Raw genomic sequence first — 21278 nt, 5'->3', positions numbered from 1 at the left:
CTTGCAGTGCGCGATGCTACAGCTGGAACACCAGCCCCTTCACCAGCGGCTCCACCCGGTGCGCCGTGTCGATGGCGCGGATCTGCGCCACCACGGCCGCCACTTCGCCGGGCTTGGGGTGGGTGATGTGCACCGGCACGCTGCCGTCGAGCTGGGCCAGCTCGGCGGCCAGGCTGCTGGGCGCGAGGTGGCCGCTCAGGTCGGCGAGCCAGCGCTCGTCGTCGCCGAAGGCGGTCTCGATGATGAGGTGGGCGATGCGCCGGCCTTTCAGCGCGGCCCACAGCGCTGGGTTGGGGCCAATGTCGCCGCTGTAGACCCACCAGCCTTCGTCGCTGTCGACTGCAAAGCCGCAGGCCGGCACGGTGTGCGACGCGGGCAGCACCTCGATGTGCCGAGCGACAAGTCTGGCTAGAATGGCCTATATTTTCGCCCCACCGGAGCCACCATGACGACCGTCAACATGTTGGAAGCAAAGAACACGCTGTCGAAGCTGGTCGAGCAGGTGGCCTCGGGGCAGGAACTCGAGATCACCATCGCCCGGCACGGGCGCCCGGCCGCGCGGCTGGTGCCGGTGCGGCCGGGTGGCGGCGCCGGGGTTCGGCTGGGTGTGGCGCGCGGCCGTTTCGTGGTGCCCGACAGCATCGATGCATCGGCCGCCGAGGCCGCGGCGCTTTTCCACGGCGTGGTGCGCTGACGGATGCGCCTGCTGCTCGACACCCACGTGCTGCTGTGGGCGCTGGCCGACGACCGGCGCCTGCCGCAGCGCGCCCGCAAACTGATCGCGGACCCGGACAACGAGGTGTGGGTCAGCGCGGTCAGCATCTGGGAGGTGTCGATCAAGCACGCTCTGGGGCGCGGCGACATGCCGATCTCCGGTGCGGCGGCATTGCAGTATTGCCAGGCGGCCGGCTACACCTTGCTGTCGATCACGCCGGCTCATGCCGCCGCCACCGAAACGCTGCCGGCACTGCACGCCGACCCGTTCGACCGCCTGCTGGTGGCGCAGGCGCTGTGCGAGCCGCTGCGCCTGATCACGCACGACGAGACCGTGGCGCACTACAGCGACACGGTGATCCGGGTCTGACGGCGGACCACTGACGCGCGTCGCGCAGCGTCCGCGCCTACAGCTCGAACACCAGCCCCTTCACCAGCGGCTCCACCCGGTGCGCCGTGTCGATGGCGCGGATCTGCGCCACCACGGCTGCCACTTCACCGGGCTTGGGGTGGGTGATGTGCACCGGCACGCTGCCGTCGAGCTGGGCCAGCTCGGCGGCCAGGCTGCTGGGCGCGAGGTGGCCGCTCAGGTCGGCGAGCCAGCGCTCGTCGTCGCCGAAGGCGGTCTCGATGATGAGGTGGGCGATGCGCCGGCCTTTCAGCGCGGCCCACAGCGCCGGGTTGGGGCCGGTGTCGCCGCTGTAGACCCACCAGCCTTCGTCGCTGTCGACTGCGAAGCCGCAGGCCGGCACGGTGTGCGACGCGGGCAGCACCTCGATGCGCCGCTGCGCGGCGCCTCGGCCGAACAGGAGGGTGTCGCCGATGGCAAAGGGTTGCAGCCGCAGGATCGGGTAAGCGGCGCTCGGGATGCTGGTGAAGTCGGGCCAGATCTGGCCGTTGAAGAGGTGGGCGCGCAGCGCCGCCAAGGTTTCGGGCAGGCCGTGCACGCGGATCGGGCCACGCTCGGGCTGGGTGAGCCGCAGCTTCATCACGCTGTCGGCCAGCAGCGGGATGGCGAGCACGTGGTCGAGGTGAGAGTGCGAGACGAGGATGTCGTCGATGCCGGCCATCGCGTCGAGCGCGAGGTCGCCCACGCCGGTGCCGGCGTCGATGAGCACGTTGTCGTCGAGCAGGAAGGCGGTGGTGCGGCTCCCCGACGCGATGGAGCCGGAGCAGCCGAGCACCTGCAGGCGCACGGGGCACCGGCTCATGGCGATGGCACCGTCGACGCGGAAGCGGCGGCGCCCTGAAGCACGAAAAACGTCACCGCTCGATGGTGCCGCCGCAGCGGGGAGCGGGCAAGCTCCAGGCCGTGCGATGCCTCACGGCGTGGCAGCTTGCGCGTGGTGCAGTGCTGAAAATGTGCTGCGCCGCGGCACTAATGCCCGTGGCCGAGCAGGCAGGCGTTCAGTTCTGCACGAACTGCATCTGCGTGCCCGCGAGTTCGATCACGTCGCCGTTCTTCAGATGCACCGGGTCGCCGCCGACCTCGCTGCCGTTGACCGTGGGGCGGCTGCCGCCCTCGACGTGGGCGAACACGTAGCCGCCGGGGCGCTTGGTGATCGATGCAACCTGCACGCCGGGCTTGCCGACGGTGGTGACCACCTTGGTCAGCGCCACCTCGCGGCCAACGGCCGCGCCGTTGAGCACCTTGATCGATGCCGAACTCGTGCCGGTGAGCGTCGCGAAATTGGAGTTGCTCAGCGGCGCGGTGTGCTGGAAGCTCGGTGCGGCAGCCGCGGCGGCCCCCGGCTTGAGGATCATGGTCTTCTCGTAGTCCGAGCTTTCAACGCTCAGGTACTTGATCTTGTACTTGCCGATCTCGACGGTGTCGTTGTGCTGCAGCAGCTGCTTCTTGACGGCCTTGCCGTTGATGTAGGTGCCGTTGGTGCTGTTGAGGTCTTCGATGAAGACGTCCTGGCCCACCATCTGCAGCACGGCGTGCTCGCCGCTGACGGCGAGGTTGTCGATCACGATGTCGTTGTACGGGCGGCGACCGAGCGTCGTCTTGTCCTTGGTGAGCTGGACCTCCTTGATGACGACTCCGTCCAGCGATACGACCAACTTGCCCATGCGTGACCCCGTGCGTCTGACTTCTGATGTGGTGGAACCGACGACCTGCTGCGCGCCTGCTCGACCGCGTGTCTGGGCGCCGCTTCAGCGGCGGAACGGCCACCAGGCCCGCGACACCGGCACAGCACCCGAGGCGCGCACCAGAATGACCGAGATGTTATCCCGTCCGCCAGCATCGTTGGCAGCCTGCACCAGCGCCTGCGAGGCCTGCGGCAAAGAGTCGTGCTGACGCAACACGGCAGCGATCTGCTCGTCGTCGATCATGTCCGACAGGCCGTCGGAGCACAGCAGGATCCAGTCGCCCGGCTGGCTCTGGTGCAAGTGGGTCTCGAGCAGCACGGTGTCTTCGACGCCCACCGCCCGGGTCACCAGGTTCTTGTTGTTGGATGCGGCGGCCTGCTCGGGCGTGATGAGCCCGGCGTCGAGCTGCTCCTGGAGCAAGGAATGGTCGCGCGTGATCTGCGACAGTTCGCCGTCACGCCAGCGGTAGCCCCGCGAGTCGCCGATGTGCCCGAGCAGCAGCCGCGAATCGCGCAGCACCGCGACCACCAGCGTCGTGCCCATGCCGGCGTACTGCGGGTTGGAGTTGGCGGCGTTGAAGATCGCGCGGTTGGCGTTGTCAACGCAGATGTCCATCGCGCGCCGCACGTCGGTGTCGGTGGCCTGGGCGCTGGCTTCGCTGAGCCAGCGGCCGAGCTCGGCCTTGATGAAGCTGGTGAGCATGCTGCTGGCCACTTCGCCGGCGTTGTAGCCGCCCATGCCGTCGGCCAGCACGGCCAACGCGGCCACCTCGTCGACGACCACCGAGTCTTCGTTGTTGTTGCGCGATCGGCCGGTGTCCGTGGCACTGACGAACTCGAAACGCAGGGCAGAGGGGGTCGGGAGCGTTGGCATCGGAAAGCGACTGAGCGCGCCAGTGCGCGCGAACACTAGGGATTGTGCCCGGCTTCCGGCGCGGCGGGAGCCGTCGCCGGGGCTGCGGCCTCGGCGGCCGGGCCGGCAGCGGCGTTCGTCGGGGCCCGGAGCTGCACGAGCACGGCATGCAGGTCGGCGGCCAGCGCTTCGCCGTCGGCGTAGCGGACCTCGGGGCGTTTCTCGAGCGCGAGGGCCACGATGTCGGCCAGCGCAGCCGGCAGTTCGGGGCGCAGGGTGCGCACGTCGGGGGCCACGTCGTTGGCGATCGAGCGGATCAGCTCGGCCATCGAATCCGGGCTGTGAGGCAGCGCGCCGGTCAGCAGCTGGAACAGCGTGACGCCGAGCGCGTACAGGTCGCTGCGGCCGTCGACGCGCGCACCGGCCATCTGCTCCGGCGACATGAACGACGGCGTGCCGAGCACGAGACCGGTGCGCGTCTGGGTCGAGTCGATGATGCGGGCGATGCCGAAATCGGTGACCTTGACCATGCCGCTCTTCAACTCGACCATGATGTTGGCCGGCTTGATGTCGCGGTGCGTCACGCCTTGCCGGTGGGCGTAGGCCAGGGCCTTCGCCACGCGCGCGACGATGCCCAGCACCGCCGGCACCGGCAGCAGCCGCGTGGGCTGGGTGAATTCGCTGAGGTCGGACCCGCTCAGCAGCTCCATCGCGATGTAGGCCGTGCCGTCCTGTTCGCCGGCCTCGCGCACGACCACGATGTCGGGGTGTTGCAACCGGCCGGCCATCTCGGCCTCGCGGAAGAAGCGCTCGCGGGCCTCGGTGAGGGCTTCGCCGTGGAATTCGCGGCCGAGCGCCATGGTCTTGAGCGCCACCACCTCGCCGGTGCGCTCGTCGCGGCACAGCAGCACGGCACCCATCGCACCGCGGCCGATGTCGCGTTCGATCAGGTAGGAGCCGATGCGGCGCTGCGGCTCCAGGGTACGCGGGTCGAGCACGGTGTCCTGCACCGAGTCGAGCTGCGTGCTGAGGAAACCGGAGCCCGGTGCGCGGTCGGTGCGGCGGCGCCGGATCGACGGTGGGGATGCGGCGCGCCGACGCCACCAGACCAGCCCCGCGAACAAGGCCAGCCCGAGGCCGATCCACAGGCCAATGGAGTCGGTGGCCGCGACGTCGGTGGCGGCCGACGCCGACGACACGGCCACGCCCATCCAGGTGCCGAGACAGACCCAGCGCCGTGGTGCCGACAGAACACGGTCAGGAGGAAGGCTCATGGCGAAACGGTAGCATGGCACCGTCGACGCCGTGGCCGAGACGCCGCCCCGGGATGTCAGGTGGCGGACTCGCTGTCGCGTGAGCGCGCCGCGGCCCACTTGCCGAGTGCGAGCACCACCAGTGCGCCTGCGATCCCGCAGGTGTATTTCATCGCATCGGTCTGCGCGATCAGGCCTTGCACCGCCGGGTCACCGAGCGCCATCGTGCCGGCAATCCAACCCAGCAGCATGGCGCCGATGGTGATGATCACGGGAAAGCGATCCATCATCTTCAGCACCAGCTGGCTGCCCCAGACGATGATCGGGATGCTGACGAGCAGGCCGAAGATCACGAGCGGCATCTCGTTGTCGCCGCCGGCGGCCTCGGCCGCGCCGGCGATCGCGATCACGTTGTCCACGCTCATCACCAGATCGGCCACGATCACCGTCTTGACGGCCGCCCACAGCTTGTCGCTGCCTTCGATATGGGCGTGTCCGCCGTCTTCGTCCGGCATCAGCAGCTTCACGCCGATCCACACCAGCAGCGCGGCCCCGACGAGCTTGAGATAGGGAATCGCCAGCAAGGTCAGCGCGAAGAAGATCAGCACGATGCGCAGCACGATCGCGCCCGCCGTGCCCCACAGGATGCCCTTCGTGCGCTGCGCATCGGGCAGCTTGCGGCACGCCAGCGCAATGACGACGGCGTTGTCGCCGCCGAGCACGATGTCGATCATGATGATCTGCCCGACGGCGATCCAGAATTCGGCGGTCAGAAACTGCTCCATGGCTCAGGACTTCGACGTTGAGGGTTGCGAATTCAGATGGCTCAAATGGCGCTGGCCGGCTTTTGCTTGGACAACGCCAGGCCCGCCGCGACCACGGCGACCGCACAGCTGATGCTGACGGCGTAGTCGAGCCCGTGCATGTGGGCCTCGAACCAGTCGTGAATCGCCGGGTCGGTCGTGGCCATTTCGCCGGCCACGAAGCCCAGCAGCGCCGCCCCTGCCGTGATGATGAGCGGGAAGCGCTCCATGAGCTTGAGCAGCAGGGTGCTGCCGAAGATGATCAGCGGGATCGACAGACCCAGGCCGAGCACCAGCAGCAGCGTGCGCATGTCGTCAGGGGCGCTGTTGGCGGCGGCGGCCACCGCGATCACGTTGTCCAGGCTCATGACCAGATCGGCCACCAGGATGGTGCGGATCGCCTTCCACAGCGAGTCGCCGGCCTCGACATGGCCCTCGTCGCCCTCGTCGACCATCAACTGCACGCCGATCCACAGCAGCAGCAGCGAGCCGATGAGCTTCAGATAGGGGAACTGCAGCAGCCGGACCGCAAACAGCGTCAGCAAGACCCGCAGCACGATCGCAGCGGCGCTGCCACCGAGGATCGAGAGCTTCTGCTGTCTCGGCGGCAGTTTGCGGGCCGCGAGCGCGATCACCACGGCGTTGTCACCGGACAGCAGGATGTTGACCCACACGATCTTGAGCAGCGCGATCCAGAACGCGGCGGTGAGAAAGTCCATGATCACGATCCTCGGGGCGTGGAGCGGCGGCAAAGAAAAGGGGGCCGAGGCCCCCGTATCCGGCGGTAGTGAGCACTGATGCTAGTGTCGCGCCGTCATCTCCCTGCAAGCTTCGTGATACTACGCATCGGCGCGGATACCGCGCCGATGCCTTGCGTCAAAGCAGCGCCTTGAGCAGCTTGCCCATTTCCGAGGGGTTGCGCGTCACGGTGAAGCCGCACTCCTCCATGATCGCGAGCTTGGCGTCGGCGGTGTCGGCACCGCCCGAGATCAGCGCGCCGGCATGGCCCATGCGCTTGCCCGCAGGGGCGGTGACGCCGGCGATGAAGCCGACGATGGGCTTCTTCATGTGGGCCTTGCACCAGCGGGCCGCTTCGGCCTCGTCGGGGCCGCCGATCTCGCCGATCATGATCACCGCGTCGGTGTCCGGATCGTCGTTGAAGGCCTTCATGATGTCGATGTGCTTCAGGCCGTTGATCGGGTCGCCGCCGATGCCGACCGCGCTCGACTGGCCGAGACCCAGCTCGGTGAGCTGGGCGACCGCTTCATAGGTCAGCGTGCCAGAGCGGCTGACCACGCCGATGCGACCCTTCTTGTGGATGTGGCCCGGCATGATGCCGATCTTGATCTCGTCCGGCGTGATCAAACCCGGGCAGTTGGGGCCGAGCAGCAGCGTCTGCTTGCCGCCGGCGGCCTCCTTGGCCTTCATCTTGTTGCGCACCTCGAGCATGTCCCTGACCGGAATGCCCTCGGTGATCGCGATCACCAGGTCGAGGTCGGCCTCGACCGCTTCCCAGATGGCCGCAGCGGCACCGGCCGGCGGCACGTAGATCACGCTGACGGTGGCGCCGGTGTTCTTCGCCGCGTCCTTGACGCTGGCGAAGATCGGAATGCCTTCGAAATCCTCGCCGGCCTTCTTCGGGTTCACGCCGGCGACGAAGCAGTTCTTGCCGTTCGCGTAGTCGCGGCAGCCGCGCGTGTGGAACTGGCCCGTCTTGCCGGTGATGCCCTGCGTGATGACCTTGGTGTCCTTGTTGATCAGGATGCTCATGATGCGGTTCTTCCTCGGCTCACTGCTTCTTGATGGCGGCGACCACGGCCGTCGCGGCCTCGGCCATGGTGTCGGCGGCGATGATGGGCAGGCCGCTGTCGGCCAGCATCTTCTTGCCGATCTGCTCGTTGGTGCCCTTCATCCGCACCACCAGCGGCACGCTCAGGTTGACCGCCTTGCAGGCCGTGATCACGCCTTCGGCGATGGTGTCGCAGCGCATGATGCCGCCGAAGATGTTGACCAGGATGGCCTTCACCTCGGGGTTCTTCAGCATGATCTTGAAGGCCTCGGTCACCTTCTCGGCGGTGGCGCCACCGCCGACATCGAGGAAGTTCGCCGGCTCGCCGCCGAACAGCTTGATGGTGTCCATGGTCGCCATCGCCAGGCCCGCGCCATTGACGAGGCAGCCGATGTTGCCGTCGAGCTGGATGTAGGCGAGGTCGAACTTGCTGGCTTCGATCTCGGCCGGATCTTCCTCGTCGAGGTCGCGGTAGGCGACGATCTCGGGGTGGCGGAACAGGGCGTTGGCGTCGAAGTTGAACTTCGCGTCCAGCGCCTTGATGTTGCCGTTGCCCTCGAGGATCAACGGGTTGATCTCGGCCAGCGAGGCGTCGGTCGCCATGTAGCACTGGTAGAGCTTCTTGAGCACGTCGATGGCCTGGGCCTGGCTGGCCGCCGGCACGCCAATGCCCTGGGCCAGCTCGGCACCCTGCGCATCGGTCAGGCCGGTGGCCGGGTCGACGAAGACCTTGAGGATCTTCTCGGGCGTCGCGTGTGCGACTTCCTCGATGTCCATGCCGCCTTCGGAGCTGGCCATCAGGGCGACGCGCTGCGTCGCGCGGTCGGTGACCGCGGCGACGTAGTACTCCTTCTTGATGTCGGCGCCTTCCTCGATCAGCAGGCGACGCACCTTCTGGCCCTCGGGGCCGGTCTGGTGGGTCTTGAGCTGCATGCCCAGGATCTCGCCGGACAGCGCCTTCACGTCGTCCAGGCTCCTGCCGAGCTTGACGCCGCCGCCCTTGCCGCGGCCGCCCGCGTGAATCTGCGCCTTGACGACCCATACCGGGCCGCCGAGTTTCTGGGCGGCCTCGACGGCCTCCTGCACGGTGAAGGCCGGGTAGCCGCGTGGCACCGGCACGCCGAATTGGCGCAGGATCTCTTTGCCTTGATATTCGTGGATCTTCATGGTCGCGCTTGGTTCGAGGGTGGGTGGTCGGATCGAAGAAGTCGGACAGGACAGGATCAGTCGCCACGGCGCGGGTGGCACGCCGGGAAAAACCGAACGACTTTAGCATGCTGCATTGCACCAAGAAAATCGCGTGAACCCTTGATGACACCACGCTGAAGCATCGCATTGCTACCATCGACTCTCCCTCCTCACCTTCTACGCAACGCCATGAGCACCCGTCCCGCTCGCATCTTCATCGACGGCGAGGCCGGCACAACCGGTCTGGGGATTCGCGAGCGCCTGGCCGGGATGGCCGGCATGGAACTGGTCAGCATCGATCCGGCGCGCCGCAAGGATGCCGACGCGAAGCGCGACCTGATGGCCGGTGTGGACCTGGTGGTGCTGTGCCTGCACGACGACGCGGCGCGCGAGTCGGTCGCGCTCGCGGACAGCCTGCCGAACGGTGGACCGAAGATCGTCGATGCCAGCACCGCGCACCGCGTGGCCGCGGGCTGGGTCTACGGCTTTCCCGAACTCGCGCCGGAGCAAACGGCGGCCGTGGCCGCATCACGCCGCGTCGCCAACCCCGGCTGTTACCCGACCGGAGGCATTGCCTTGCTGCGTCCGTTGGTGGATGCAGGCTTGCTGCTGCCGGATTATCCCGTAGCTGTACACGCTGTGAGTGGTTACTCCGGTGGTGGAAGAACGATGATCGAAGCGTACGAGGCGGGCGGTGCTTTGGCCTTCGAGCTGTATGGCCTCGGCCTCGAACACAAGCACTTGCCTGAGTTGCAGCAGTACAGCCGGCTCGCCCGCCGACCGATCTTCGTGCCCAGCGTCGGCAACTTCCGCCAGGGCATGCTGGTGCAGGTGGCGTTGCACCTGGACCTGCTCAACGGCCGACCGAAGCCCGCCGACCTCGAGGCGGTGCTGCGGACGCGCTACGCCGGCCGGGAGTGGGTCAAGGTGGCAACGGTGGAACCAGGCGGCAAGATCGAAGCCGAAGCGCTCAACGACAGCAACCTGTTGGAGCTGCGCGTCTACGGCAACGAAGCGCGCGGACAGGCCGTGCTGGTGGCGCGGCTCGACAACCTGGGCAAGGGGGCCTCGGGTGCCGCGGTGCAGAACATCCGACTGATGCTGGGCCTGTGAGGTGCGGGCGCAAGCTCCCCGCCTCGCGGGTCGAAACGGCTCCCTCAGTCCTCGTCGCCCCCGCCTCTCACCACACGGCGCACGGTTTCGGCGCTGAAGCCACGGGCGCTGAGAAAGCGAATCTGCCTGGCCCGGTCGGCCGCGCCGGTGGCCGGCGTGCCGAAACGCTTGGCCCACACGGTGCGTGCGCGTGACAACTCGCCGTCCTTGAGACGCTGCGCAGTCTCTACATCGAGTTCCACACCATGCTGCGCCAGCTCCTGGCGAATGCGCAGGTTGCCGAATCTCGCCACGCGGGCGTTCACGCGGGTCTCGACGAAGCGGTCGACGCTGAGCAGGTCTTTCGCGGTCAACCAGTCGAGCAGTTCGTCGACTTCACGTTCGGCGGCCAGCATCTGAACCGGCACATCAAGCGCGAGCGGGGAAGACGCGGCCGCTTTGAGCTGACGACCGATGTGGGACAGAAGCTTGCGCCGCAGTTCGACGCGACTGTGCTCGCGCTGGGCGATGCAGGCCAGCGCCTTGGCCTTGAGCGACGGCGCGGGACGGGCCATGGAGTGCAACCGTCAGGCGGCCGACCCCGACAGAACAGCTCGGTGATGCCAAGCCGTGTCGTGAGCCGGTTGCCGACGACAGCGGCCCCGCTCGCTCACACGCATCCCTGCGTCACGCGCCACCTGCCGCCGCCTGCTTGCTGCCCTTGGGCACTTCGACCTCGATGCTGGGCAGCAGCGCCACGCCGAGCGATTCTCGGATCTTGTTCTCGATCTCGTGGGCGAGTTCGGGGTTCTCGCGCAGGAACTCGCGGCTGTTGTCCTTGCCCTGGCCGATCTTCTCGCCGTTGTAGGCGTACCAGGCGCCCGACTTGTCGATCACCTTGGCGACAACGCCCAGGTCGATGATCTCGCCTTCGCGCGACACGCCCTCGCCGAACAGGATGTCGAACTCGGCCGTCTTGAACGGCGGGGCGACCTTGTTCTTGACGACCTTGACCTTGGTCTCGTTGCCGATGACCTCTTCGCCCCGCTTGATGCTGCCGATGCGGCGGATGTCGAGCCGCACCGAGGCGTAGAACTTCAGCGCGTTGCCGCCGGTCGTCGTTTCGGGCGAACCGAACATCACGCCGATCTTCATGCGGATCTGGTTGATGAAGATCACCATGCAGTTCGACTTCTTGATCGTCGCGGTGAGCTTGCGCAGCGCCTGGCTCATCAGGCGCGCCTGCAGGCCGGGCAGAGAGTCGCCCATCTCGCCTTCGAGTTCGGCCTTGGGCGTGAGCGCGGCCACCGAGTCGATGACGACCAGGTCGACCGAGCCGGAGCGCACCAGTGCGTCGACGATCTCGAGCGCCTGCTCACCGGTGTCGGGCTGGGAGATCAGCAGCTCCTGCAGGTTGACGCCGAGCTTCTGGGCGTACTGCGAGTCGAGTGCGTGCTCGGCATCGATGAAGGCACAGGTGCCGGCGAGCTTCTGCATCTCGGCGATGACCTGCAGCGTGAGGGTGGTCTTGCCGCTCGACTCGGGACCGTAGATCTCGACCACACGACCGCGCGGCAGGCCGCCGACGCCGAGCGCGATGTCCAGGCCCAGCGAGCCGGTGGACACCACCTCGATGTCGTCGATCACCTCGCCTTCGCCGAGGCGCATGATCGTGCCCTTGCCGAACTGCTTTTCGATCTGCGCGAGCGCAGCCTGCAAGGCCTTGGCCTTTTCGGTGTTCAATGTCTTGACGCTTGCATCCATGCTGGGCCTCCGGTTGGGTTGGATTATGGTCGAAACTGGTTATTTGTACAGTGGTTTTTGGCCCTTCGGGAGTGCCTCCCTACAATGAAGCCGGCGCCAACGACAACAAGAGCCATGGCGCCGCAGAGGGAGACAAGTCCATGAGGATCCTCATTGCCGAAGACGACCAGGTGCTGGCCGACGGCCTGCTGCGCACCTTGCGCAAGGGCGGCTACGCGGTCGACCAGGTCGGCAGCGGCAGCGAGGCCGACGCGGCGCTCGCCGACCACGAGTTCGACCTGGTGATCCTCGACCTCGGCCTGCCCAAGCTGCACGGCCTGGAAGTGCTGCGCAAGATGCGCGCGCGCGGCACGACCACGCCGGTGCTGATCCTGACCGCGGCCGACAGCGTGGAGCAGCGTGTCAAGGGCCTGGACCTCGGGGCCGACGACTACATGGCCAAGCCCTTCGCGCTGCAGGAGCTGGAAGCGCGGGTGCGGGCGCTGACGCGGCGCGGGCTGGGCACCGCCTCGGCCATCATCAAGCACGGACCGCTGTCGTTCGACGCCACCGGGCGTGTGGCCTACCTGAACGACCAGATGATCGAGCTGTCGGCGCGCGAGCTCTCGCTGCTCGAGGTGCTGCTGCAGCGCGCCGGGCGGCTGGTCAGCAAGGACCAGCTGGTCGAGCGGCTGTGCGAGTGGGGCGACGAAGTTAGCAACAACGCGATCGAGGTCTACATCCACCGCCTGCGCAAGAAGATCGAGCAGGGCCCGGTGCGCATCGCCACCGTGCGTGGCCTGGGCTACTGCCTCGAGAAGATCGCGGGCTGACGCCGGCATGCTGCGCGGCGCGCGCCCCCGGGCATGAACACGCTGCGCGGCCAGCGCTCGCTGTTCGGCGAGATCCTCGACTGGATGCTCGCGCCGCTGCTGCTGCTGTGGCCCATGAGCGTGGCGCTGACCTGGCTGGTGGCCCAGAACATCGCCAACCGTCCCTACGACCGGGCGCTCGGCGAGATGGCCCGCGTGCTGTCGCAGCAGATCAGCGTCGACCAGGACCGCGTCGCCTTCTCGCTGCCTCCCGGGGCCGACCAGTTGCTGCGCGCCGACGAGACCGACGAGATCTACTTCCAGGTGTTGGGTGCGCGCAGCGAGCATCTGGGCGGCGATCAAGCGCTGCCGGTGCCGAGCGACGAGGAAATCCCGGCGGTCGGGGAACTCCGCTACCGAGACGACGAAGTGCACAACGAGGCCGTGCGCGTGGCCTACCTGTGGGTCGCGATGCCCGGCGTGCCGCCCATCCCCGGCAGCACCTCGCCGGCCCTGGTGCAAGTGGCCGAAACGCTCGGCAAGCGCTCGCAACTGGCCACCGAGATCATCAAGGGCGTGATCCTGCCGCAGTTCGTGATCCTGCCCGTCGCGGTGCTGCTCGTGTGGCTGGCGCTGGCGCGCGGCATCGCGCCGCTCAACGAGTTGCAGCAGCGCATCCGCCGCCGTGCCGCCGACGACCTCAGCCCGATCGACGAGCGGGAGGCCCCTGAAGAGGTCTCGCCGCTGGTGCGCGCCATCAACGACTTGCTGGAGCGGCTGGACCGCTCGCTGGCGACGCAGCGACGCTTCCTGGCCGATGCCGCGCACCAGCTCAAGACGCCGCTGGCCGGCCTGCGCACCCAGGCCGAGATCGCCCAGCGCGAGATCGACGCGGGCGAGCGTGAGCCGGAGGCACTGAAGCGCTCGCTGCAGCAGATCGCCCTGTCGAGCCAGCGCGCAGCCCACATGGTCAACCAGCTGCTGGCGATGGCGCGGGCCGAGGACCGTGAATTCGCCGCCCGCGTCGCGGAGGTCAAGCTCGCACGCCTGGCGACCGAGACGGTGCGCGACTTCGTGCCGCGCGCGCTGGAGCAGCGCATCGACCTCGGCTACGAAGGGCCCGGCGCCGACGGCGACACGGCCGAACCGCAGCGCAGCAGCGTGCGCGGCCACGCCCTGCTGCTGCGCGAACTGATCCGCAACCTGGTCGACAACGCCTTGCACTACACGCCGGCCGGCGGCACGGTGACGGTGCGCGTGGTCGGCGATCCGTTCGGCCAGGTGGTGGTCCTGCAGGTCGAAGACTCGGGGCCCGGCATCCCACCGGCCGAGCGCGAACTGGTGTTCCAGCCCTTCTACCGCGCGCTCGGCACCAATGTCGACGGCTCCGGCCTGGGTCTGGCCATCGTGGCCGAGATCGCACGCCAGCACGGCGCCACGCTCACCCTCGACGACACCCGCGACAGCCCGCTGCCCGATGGCAGTGGACCCGGCGCGCGCTTCACGCTGCGCTTCGCGGCCTGGCCGGGCGAACACCTGCCGCTCGCCCGATCGGCGGGCCTCGGCGGTGAACGCACCTAGGGCCTGACCACCGCGGCAGGGCCGTTTGCTGCGGCGCAGCAAACGACGGCCGCGACGCGTAGACTGCGTCGCAGCAAGGAGGTGCCATGCCTGAAATCACGCGACCCCCCCGACCGCAGCCACCTACTGCCGCCGCGCCGCGCCGTGTCGACCTCGCCCTGCAAGGCGGCGGCTCGCACGGCGCCTTCACCTGGGGCGTGCTCGACCGGCTGCTCGAAGACGACACGGTCGAGATCTCGGCGATCTCCGGCACCAGCGCGGGCGCGCTCAACGCCGCCGTGCTGGCGACCGGTTACGCCCGCGGCGCACGCTCGGGAGCGCGCGACGCACTCGCCGCCTTCTGGCACGACGTCAGCACCAGCGGCCAGGCCTTCTCGCCGTTCTCGCTGAACCCGACCAATGGGGGGGGCAGCAACTTCAACTTCGACAAGCTGCCGAGCTACCAGTGGCTCAACAGCTTCTTTCGCGCTTTCAGCCCTTACGAATTCAACCCACTGAACCTGAACCCGCTGCGCGACGTGGCACGCCGGCACGTCGACGAAGAGGCACTGCGCAGCTGCGACATCCCCCTGTTCATCACCGCCACCAGTGTGCGCAGCGGCCAGGCGCGGGTGTTCACCGGCAAGGAGCTGTCGATCGACGCCCTGCTCGCCTCGGCCTGCCTGCCCTTGATCTTCCAGGCCGTCACGATCGACGGCGAGGCCTACTGGGACGGCGGCTACACCGGCAACCCGGCGATCTACCCGCTGATCTACAACACCGAGACGCTGGACATCCTGCTGGTGAAGATCAACCCGCTGCAGCACGAAGGCACGCCGACGCGCAGCGTCGAGATCATGGACCGCCTGTCCGAGATCACCTTCAATGCCAGCCTGGTGGCCGAGATGCGCGCCATCGCCTTCGTGTCGCGACTGGTGCGCGAAGGCAAGCTGGAGCCCGGGCGCTACAAGGACTTGCGCCTGCACATGATCGCCGACGACGACGGCCTCGCCCCGTTCAACGCGAGCAGCAAGTTCAACACCGATCGGGTCTTTCTCGACGGACTGTTCGACCTGGGGCGCCGGGCAGCCGACCAGTGGTTGAAGCAACACCGCAACGACATCGGCGTGCGGTCGACGCTCGATCTGGAGCGCTCCTTCCTCGACAAACAGTCCTCCGGCGACACCCGGCGATCGGCGCGGGCACGACCGCCGCGGCCCCCGGCCGCGGCGCCTGCAGCGCAGGCTGCGCCGGCACTGCTGCCGGCACCGAGGGCCGCGTCCCTGGCCGAATCCGAACCGGCAGGCCGACCGCCCCGCGGCGAGGCGACCGCAGCGTCCACCGCCGTTGCGCCGCCGACGCCCTCCTCGCCGAAAGTGGCACCCGTGCCGCCGCCAACGGCCCCCACACCAGCAGCTGCGGCCCCGCGCTCCGGGCTGCAGACCCTGCTCTCGCGGTGGATGAGGCGGCCGCGTCGCTAACTCTGCATCAGCCGCTTGCTGCGCGCCACCGACATCAGGATGCCGAGCGCAAGGCCGAGCGTGACCATCGCCGTGCCGCCGTAGCTGATGAAGGGCAGCGGAATCCCCACCACCGGCAACATGCCGGTGACCATGCCCATGTTCACCATGGCGTAGGTGAAGAAGCTCAGCGTGATCGCACCGGCCAGCAGCCGCGAGAACAGCGTCGGCGCGTCGGAAGCGATCATCAGGCCGCGGAAGATCAGGAAGGTGAAGCCGAGCAGCAGCGCCACGCAGCCTGCCATGCCGAACTCCTCGGAGAAGGCCGCGAAGATGAAGTCGGTGGTGCGCTCGGGAATGAACTCCAGGTGCGTCTGCGTCCCGTTCATGAAGCCCTTGCCGGTGATGCCGCCGGAGCCGATGGCGATCATGCCCTGGATGATGTGGAAGCCCTTGCCCAGCGGGTCCTGGGTCGGGTCGAGCAGGGTGCAGACGCGGTGCTTCTGGTAGTCGCGCATCAGCGGCCACTGCACGTCGGGCTGGCAGATCGCGACCTGGAACCACACCACCGCCGTCACCGCCACGGCGGCCACCAGCAGCACCGGCACGATGAGCTTCCAGCTCAGGCCGGCGAAGAACATCACGTACAGGCCGGCGGCGAGCACCAGGATCGCGGTGCCCAGATCGGGCTGCTTGACGATCAGCCCCACCGGCGCCGCGAGCAGCAGGAAGGCCACGGCGAAGTCGAGCGCCTGCACCTGGCCCTCGCGGCGCTGGAACCACCAGGCCAGCATCAGCGGCATCGCGATCTTGAGGATCTCGCTGGGCTGGATATCGATCACGCCGACATGCAGCCAGCGCGTCGCGCCCTTCTTGGTGACGCCGAACACCGCGGTGGCGATCAGCAGCGCCACGCCCACCACATACAGCGGCACCGCCAGTTGCGCCAGGCGCTGCGGCGGCAGCTGCGCGACGATGAACATCACGCCGGCGGCCAGCAGCATGTTGCGGCCGTGATCGACGAAGCGCGTGCCGTGGTCGTAGCCGGCCGAGTACATCGTCATCAGACCGGCAGCGCCGAGCACCACCACTACCAGTGCGAGCGGTCCGTCGAAACCCGTGAAGACCCGCAAGGCGCGCTGCCACAGCGGCTGCCGGTCGAACATGCCGCTCATGGCGGCGGCTCCGCGGCCGCTGCACTGGCCGGGCTGATCGCTGGCACCAAAGGCGGCGCCAGCGGCGCGCCCGGCAAGGGGCCGACTTCGTCCAACGGGCGCGGCGTTCCGGTCGGCGCCGGCGCCTGGCCGAGCTGCACCAGCGCGATGTCCTGGTCGCTCGGGTAGAGGTTGGCAATCCAGTAGTCGAACACGCGGCGCACGATCGGCGCGGCCGACTGCGCGCCGAAGCCGGCGTTCTCGACCACCAGCGCGACCGCGATGCGCGGCGCGTCGGCCGGTGCGAAGGCGATGAAGAGCGCATGGTCGCGCAGGTGCTCGGCGGTCTTGGAGGCGCTGTACTTCTCGTTCTGCTTGATCGCGACCACCTGCGCGGTGCCGGTCTTGCCGGCGGCCACGTAGCTCGCGCCGCGGAATGCGGTCGCCGACGTGCCTTCGCGGTTCACGCCGACCATCGCGTGCTGGATGAACTCCAGGTGTTCGGGCTTGATGTCGATCTTGGCCAGGGTCTCGCTGGGCAGCTCGCGCAGCTCGTGCGTGGCCGCGTCCTCGATCTGGTGCACCAGCCGCGGCCGGTAGTGCACGCCGCCGTTGGCCAGCGTCGCGCTCGCCTGCGCCATCTGCAGCACGGTGAAGTTGTTGTAGCCCTGGCCGATGCCCAGCGAGATGGTCTCGCCGGCATACCAGCGCTGCAGATCGGGCCGCTTGTAGGCCTTGCGCTTCCACTCCGTGGACGGCAGCGTGCCGCGCACCTCGCCTTCGAGGTCGATGCCGGTGAGCGCACCGAAGCCGAAGGGCTGGAGCTGGTCGTGGATCAGGTCCACGCCCATGTCGGCGGCGAGCATGTAGTAGTAGGTGTCGCAGGACTGCACGATCGAGCGGTACATGTCGACCGACCCATGGCCGCCCTCCTTGTCGTCGCGGAACTTGTGGTTGCCGAACCAGAAGTAGCCGGGGTCGAAGATCGTCTGCTGCGGCGTGCGCTTGCCGCTGGCCAGCGCGGCCAGCGCCATGAAGGGCTTGAAGGTCGAGCCCGGCGGGTAGGTGCCGCGCAGCGCGCGGTTCAGCAGCGGCTTGTCGAGCGACTCGTTGAGTTCCTTCCAGCTTTCGCTGTCGATGCCGTCGACGAACAGGTTGGGATCGAAGGTCGGCTTGCTGACGAAGGCCAGCACCTCGCCGTTGCGCGGATCGATCGCCACCAGTGCGCCGCGCCGGTCGCCATAGAGGCGCTCGATCAGTTGCTGCAACCGGATGTCGATCGACAGCCGCACCGTGTTGCCCGGCGTCGGCGGGCTGGCGCGCAGGCGCCGCACGGCGCGGCCGGCGGCGCTGGTCTCGACCTCCTCGAAGCCGGTCGCGCCATGCAGCTCGGCCTCGTACTTCTGCTCGATGCCGAGCTTGCCGATGTAGTCGGTGCCCTTGTAGTTGGCGGCGTCGTCGGTGTCGTCGATCGCCTCCTTCTCGACCTGGTTGATGCGCCCGATGTAGCCGAGCACATGGCTGGCCAGCTCGCCGTAGGGATAGTTGCGGAACAGCCGCGCCTTGATGTCCACGCCCGGGAAGCGGAAGCGCTGCGCCGTGAAACGCGCCACCTCTTCGTCGCTGAGCTTGGTGCGGATCGGCAGCGACTCGAAGCTCTTGGCGTCGTCCATCAGCCGCTTGAAGCGCTTGCGGTCGCGCGCCGTGATGTCGATCAAGGGCGCGAGCTGCTCGATCGTCGCGTCCAGGTCGTCGATCTTCGAGGGCGTGAGTTCGAGCGTGTAGGCCGAGTAGTTGTTGGCCAGCACCACGCCGTTGCGGTCGAGGATGAGGCCGCGGTTGGGCGGGATCGGCAGCACCGTGATGCGGTTGTTCTCTGCCTGGGTCGACAGCTCGTCGTGCCGCAGCACCTGCAGGACCACCAGGCGCACCACCAGCAGCCCGAAGCCGAACAGCACCAGCAGCGCGGCCGCGAACAGACGCAGCCGAAAGCTCCCCAGTTCGCGGTCGAGGTCTCTGAGTTCCATGCGGATCGTGGCGGGTGGCCGGTGCTCAGAGGGGCCGGTTCTCGTCCCGATCGGGAGCACGGCGCTGCGGCGCAAGCAGCAGCAGCGAGACCAGCGGCCACAGCAGCGCTTCGATCAGCGGCGCGAGCAGCAGGTTCCAGCCGGGGAAGACGCTGCCGGTGGCGAGCCTCACCAGCAGCGAGACCAGGTGCGCGGCCGCCAGCAGCGGCAGCACCTGCAGCGCCTGGCTCCACACGCTGAACCAGCGCAGACGTCGGTGGATCGTGATCGCGAAGAAGCTCAGCAGCGTGTACGCCAGCGCATGCTGGCCGAGCAGGGCGCCCTGGTGCACGTCCATCACGAGGCCGAACAGGAAGGCCGCACCGATGCCCACGCGGCGCGGTTGCTGCACATTCCAGAACACCAGCGCCAGCGCCAGCAGGTCGGGCATGCCGGCCGCGCGGCCGAAGGGGATCAGGTTGAAGGTCAGCGCGAGCAGCAGCGAGCCCCACATGAACACCGGGTTGACCGGCAGCAGCAACTGGTCGGAACGGCCGGCCATGATCATCGCCGCCCCCCACCGCGTCGGCGCGTTCCAGGCTCGCTGGCCGCCGGATCGACCGGCCGCGGCGGCAGCTGCAGGTTCAAGGGTTCGAGCACCAGCACATGGCGCACGCTGTCGGGCCGGGCGGCCGGCACCAGCGTGACCTTGGCGAACGTGCTGCCGGCACGCCGATCGACCGTCACGACCTTCGCGACCGACAGGCCAGGCGGGTAGATGCCGTCGACACCGGAGGTGTTCAGCACATCGCCCGGCTCGATGTCGGCATTGCTGGCGAGGAAGCGCAACTCCATGCCGGCACCGGCCGCCACGCTGGCCGGGTCGCCGTAGGCCGCGGCACGGGCCTGCGTGCGCACATTGAGCACGGGGATCGCCGCATCCTTGTCGGTCAGCAGCGTCACCTCGGACGCGAGCGGGTAGACGCGCGTGACCTGTCCCAGCACACCGGCGGCGTCGATCACCGGCGAGGCGGCGACCACGCCGTGGGTCGCGCCGCGGTCGATGACGATCTTGCGCGTGTAGGGATCGGCTGCCTCGTAGAGCACCTCGGCCGCTTCGGTGCGCGCCGTGAACTGCGGGCGCAACGCCAGCAATTCGCGCAAGTGCTGGTTCTCCTCGGTCAGCGGCCCGACGCGCGCCGCCAGCTCCGCCTGGGCGGCGAGGCGGATCAAGGCCGCCGTCTCGCGTTCGCGCGCCTGCGCGATGCCGGCGAAATAGTCGTGCACCGTCTCCCAGGCACGCACCGGCACCAGCAGCACGCGCTCGATCGGGTGCAGCGCGGTGGCCAGGGCCGCGCGCAGCGGCAGCGTCAGCCTGAAGCGCGTGTCGGCCACCATCAGGAACAGCGCGAAGGCGGAGAAGAACACCAGCTTCGTCAGAGCCGACATGCCCTGCTTGAAGAACGGCGGTGGAGTTCGATCGAGGGTGCCTAGAGGCATGGCGCTCGGCGGTGAACGAAGAAGCCGGCCACGTGGGGCACGCGCCGGCTTCGGGACTGCATCGGGGACGCGAGCCGGGGCGGGATCACTCGGAGGTGAAGATGCTGCCCAGGCGCTCCATGCGCTCCAGCGCCATGCCGCAACCGCGCACCACGCAGGTGAGCGGATCCTCGGCCACCAGCACGGGCAGGCCGGTCTCTTCGGCCAGCAGGCGGTCCAGGTCGCGCAGCAGCGCGCCGCCACCGGTCAGCATCATGCCGCGCTCGGAGATGTCGGCGCCGAGTTCGGGCGGCGTCTGCTCGAGCGCGTTCTTGACGCTGGAGACGATGTTGTTCAGCGGGTCGGTCAGCGCCTCGAGGATCTCGTTGCTGCTGATCGTGAAGCTGCGCGGCACGCCCTCGCTGAGGTTGCGGCCCTTGACCTCCATCTCGCGCACCTCGGAGCCGGGAAAGGCGGAGCCGATCTGCTTCTTGATCGCCTCGGCCGTCGGCTCGCCGATCAGCATGCCGTAGTTGCGGCGGATGTAGTTGATGATGGACTCGTCGAATTTGTCGCCACCGACGCGGATGCTGCCCTTGTAGACCATGCCGCCGAGCGAGATGACGCCAACCTCGGTGGTGCCGCCGCCGATGTCCACCACCATCGAGCCGGTCGCTTCACTGACGGGCAGGCCGGCACCGATGGCCGCGGCCATCGGCTCCTCGATCAGGTAGACCTCGCTGGCGCCGGCGCCGAGCGCCGACTCGCGGATCGCGCGCCGCTCGACCTGGGTGGAGCCGCAGGGCACGCAGATGATGATGCGCGGGCTGGGCTTGAGCACCGAGCGCGGATGCACCATCTTGATGAACTGCTTGAGCATCTGCTCGGTGACGGTGAAGTCGGCGATCACGCCGTCCTTCATCGGCCGGATGGCCTCGATGTTGCCCGGCACCTTGCCGAGCATGGCCTTGGCCTCGGCGCCGACGGCCTGGATGGTCTTCTTGCCGTTCGGCCCGCCTTCGTGGCGGATCGCGACGACCGAGGGCTCGTCGAGCACGATGCCCTTGCCGCGCACGTAGATCAGCGTGTTGGCGGTGCCGAGGTCGATCGCGAGGTCGGTGGAGAAATAGCGTCGCAGGGAGGCGAACATGTCTTGGTGTTTCTGCAGGGCGCCGCAGCGAGGGAGCCGAGGGCTACGAAGGCTGCGCCGCCTGGGTATGGGAAAGGGCGGTGTTCGAGGCGATCAGGGCCAGCAGGCCGGTCGCGATGTCTGCGCCCA

The 21278-nt window shown here is 68.3% G+C and carries 22 protein-coding genes; 6 read left to right on the top strand and 16 right to left on the bottom strand.

The window, feature by feature from the left end; genetic code table 11:
• Positions 1 to 16 precede the first annotated feature (16 nt).
• On the bottom strand, positions 17 to 382 hold the full coding sequence (locus ACQY9S_RS16955; RefSeq protein WP_428421254.1) for a hypothetical protein: 366 nt from the start codon (positions 380 to 382) through the stop codon (positions 17 to 19).
• 63 nt (positions 383 to 445) lie between these two features.
• Between ACQY9S_RS16955 and ACQY9S_RS16950 the strand changes: the two genes are divergently transcribed.
• Both ACQY9S_RS16950 and ACQY9S_RS16945 read left to right on the top strand, forming a co-directional pair.
• Positions 446 to 694, top strand: a complete 249-nt coding sequence (locus tag ACQY9S_RS16950) for a type II toxin-antitoxin system Phd/YefM family antitoxin (RefSeq protein WP_428421252.1) — start codon at positions 446 to 448, stop codon at positions 692 to 694.
• Positions 695 to 697: 3 nt separating this feature from the next.
• Positions 698 to 1084, top strand: coding sequence for a type II toxin-antitoxin system VapC family toxin (locus ACQY9S_RS16945; RefSeq protein ID WP_428421251.1), 387 nt, complete (start codon positions 698 to 700; stop codon positions 1082 to 1084).
• A 37-nt stretch (positions 1085 to 1121) separates the two neighbouring features.
• Here ACQY9S_RS16945 and ACQY9S_RS16940 read toward each other — a convergent pair whose 3' ends face one another.
• The 8 genes from ACQY9S_RS16940 to sucC all read right to left on the bottom strand — a co-directional run bounded on the left by ACQY9S_RS16940 (position 1122) and on the right by sucC (position 8672).
• Positions 1122 to 1925, bottom strand: a complete 804-nt coding sequence (locus ACQY9S_RS16940) for a 3',5'-cyclic-nucleotide phosphodiesterase (protein ID WP_428421249.1) — start codon at positions 1923 to 1925, stop codon at positions 1122 to 1124.
• A gap of 196 nt (positions 1926 to 2121) precedes the next feature.
• A complete protein-coding gene (locus tag ACQY9S_RS16935) occupies positions 2122 to 2787 on the bottom strand; it encodes an FHA domain-containing protein (RefSeq protein ID WP_428421247.1) in 666 nt (221 codons plus the stop codon).
• Between the two features lie 84 nt (positions 2788 to 2871).
• On the bottom strand, positions 2872 to 3681 hold the full coding sequence (locus ACQY9S_RS16930) for a Stp1/IreP family PP2C-type Ser/Thr phosphatase (RefSeq protein ID WP_428421246.1): 810 nt from the start codon (positions 3679 to 3681) through the stop codon (positions 2872 to 2874).
• 35 nt (positions 3682 to 3716) lie between these two features.
• Positions 3717 to 4934 carry a serine/threonine-protein kinase gene (locus ACQY9S_RS16925; protein WP_428421244.1) on the bottom strand — a complete coding sequence of 406 codons (1218 nt, stop codon included), beginning with the start codon at positions 4932 to 4934 and terminating at the stop codon, positions 3717 to 3719.
• 56 nt (positions 4935 to 4990) lie between these two features.
• Positions 4991 to 5698: a TerC family protein gene (locus tag ACQY9S_RS16920; protein WP_428421242.1), complete on the bottom strand. Its 708-nt coding sequence runs from the start codon at positions 5696 to 5698 to the stop codon at positions 4991 to 4993.
• A gap of 41 nt (positions 5699 to 5739) precedes the next feature.
• A complete protein-coding gene (locus ACQY9S_RS16915; RefSeq protein ID WP_428421241.1) occupies positions 5740 to 6435 on the bottom strand; it encodes a TerC family protein in 696 nt (231 codons plus the stop codon).
• Positions 6436 to 6592: 157 nt separating this feature from the next.
• Positions 6593 to 7486 (bottom strand): succinate--CoA ligase subunit alpha, encoded by an 894-nt coding sequence (sucD, locus tag ACQY9S_RS16910; protein WP_428421240.1) that lies wholly within the window; start codon positions 7484 to 7486, stop codon positions 6593 to 6595.
• A 19-nt stretch (positions 7487 to 7505) separates the two neighbouring features.
• Positions 7506 to 8672 (bottom strand): ADP-forming succinate--CoA ligase subunit beta, encoded by a 1167-nt coding sequence (gene sucC / locus ACQY9S_RS16905; RefSeq protein ID WP_428421239.1) that lies wholly within the window; start codon positions 8670 to 8672, stop codon positions 7506 to 7508.
• Between the two features lie 210 nt (positions 8673 to 8882).
• On the opposite strand from sucC, the gene argC reads away from it, so the two are divergent.
• Entirely contained in the window at positions 8883 to 9806 is a 924-nt protein-coding gene (argC, locus tag ACQY9S_RS16900) for an N-acetyl-gamma-glutamyl-phosphate reductase (RefSeq protein WP_428421237.1), read from the top strand.
• Positions 9807 to 9850: 44 nt separating this feature from the next.
• On the opposite strand, the gene ACQY9S_RS16895 is transcribed toward argC, so the two are convergent.
• Together ACQY9S_RS16895 and recA are read right to left on the bottom strand one after the other, a co-directional pair.
• A complete protein-coding gene (locus ACQY9S_RS16895) occupies positions 9851 to 10360 on the bottom strand; it encodes a regulatory protein RecX (RefSeq protein ID WP_428421235.1) in 510 nt (169 codons plus the stop codon).
• Positions 10361 to 10472: 112 nt separating this feature from the next.
• Positions 10473 to 11549, bottom strand: coding sequence for a recombinase RecA (recA, locus tag ACQY9S_RS16890; RefSeq protein WP_428421233.1), 1077 nt, complete (start codon positions 11547 to 11549; stop codon positions 10473 to 10475).
• A gap of 140 nt (positions 11550 to 11689) precedes the next feature.
• Here recA and ACQY9S_RS16885 point away from each other — a divergent pair, with 140 nt between their 5' ends.
• The 3 genes from ACQY9S_RS16885 (at position 11690) to ACQY9S_RS16875 (ending at position 15381) form a co-directional block, all read left to right on the top strand.
• Positions 11690 to 12361, top strand: coding sequence for a response regulator (locus tag ACQY9S_RS16885; RefSeq protein WP_428421231.1), 672 nt, complete (start codon positions 11690 to 11692; stop codon positions 12359 to 12361).
• Between the two features lie 33 nt (positions 12362 to 12394).
• Positions 12395 to 13921 carry a sensor histidine kinase N-terminal domain-containing protein gene (locus tag ACQY9S_RS16880; RefSeq protein ID WP_428421230.1) on the top strand — a complete coding sequence of 509 codons (1527 nt, stop codon included), beginning with the start codon at positions 12395 to 12397 and terminating at the stop codon, positions 13919 to 13921.
• An 86-nt stretch (positions 13922 to 14007) separates the two neighbouring features.
• Positions 14008 to 15381 (top strand): patatin-like phospholipase family protein, encoded by a 1374-nt coding sequence (locus ACQY9S_RS16875; RefSeq protein ID WP_428421228.1) that lies wholly within the window; start codon positions 14008 to 14010, stop codon positions 15379 to 15381.
• On the opposite strand, the gene rodA is transcribed toward ACQY9S_RS16875, so the two are convergent.
• From rodA to ACQY9S_RS16850, 5 genes are all read right to left on the bottom strand, one after another.
• On the bottom strand, positions 15378 to 16535 hold the full coding sequence (gene rodA / locus ACQY9S_RS16870) for a rod shape-determining protein RodA (protein ID WP_428421227.1): 1158 nt from the start codon (positions 16533 to 16535) through the stop codon (positions 15378 to 15380). The genes ACQY9S_RS16875 and rodA overlap by 4 nt on opposite strands.
• Positions 16532 to 18541: a penicillin-binding protein 2 gene (gene mrdA / locus ACQY9S_RS16865; RefSeq protein WP_428421225.1), complete on the bottom strand. Its 2010-nt coding sequence runs from the start codon at positions 18539 to 18541 to the stop codon at positions 16532 to 16534. Before mrdA ends, rodA begins: the two co-directional genes overlap by 4 nt.
• Positions 18542 to 18566: 25 nt before the next feature.
• Positions 18567 to 19088, bottom strand: a complete 522-nt coding sequence (mreD, locus tag ACQY9S_RS16860; protein ID WP_428421224.1) for a rod shape-determining protein MreD — start codon at positions 19086 to 19088, stop codon at positions 18567 to 18569.
• On the bottom strand, positions 19085 to 20020 hold the full coding sequence (gene mreC, locus ACQY9S_RS16855) for a rod shape-determining protein MreC (protein ID WP_428421223.1): 936 nt from the start codon (positions 20018 to 20020) through the stop codon (positions 19085 to 19087). The genes mreD and mreC overlap by 4 nt, the downstream gene beginning before the upstream one ends.
• Positions 20021 to 20105: 85 nt before the next feature.
• Positions 20106 to 21149, bottom strand: a complete 1044-nt coding sequence (locus tag ACQY9S_RS16850) for a rod shape-determining protein (protein WP_353092054.1) — start codon at positions 21147 to 21149, stop codon at positions 20106 to 20108.
• Positions 21150 to 21278: the final 129 nt, after the last annotated feature.

This window comes from Methylibium sp. (genome assembly GCF_965279545.1).
Classification (GTDB): domain Bacteria; phylum Pseudomonadota; class Gammaproteobacteria; order Burkholderiales; family Burkholderiaceae_C; genus Methylibium.
Note: the sequence above shows the minus strand (reverse complement) of the source record. Positions and strands in the feature narration are given on the sequence as shown.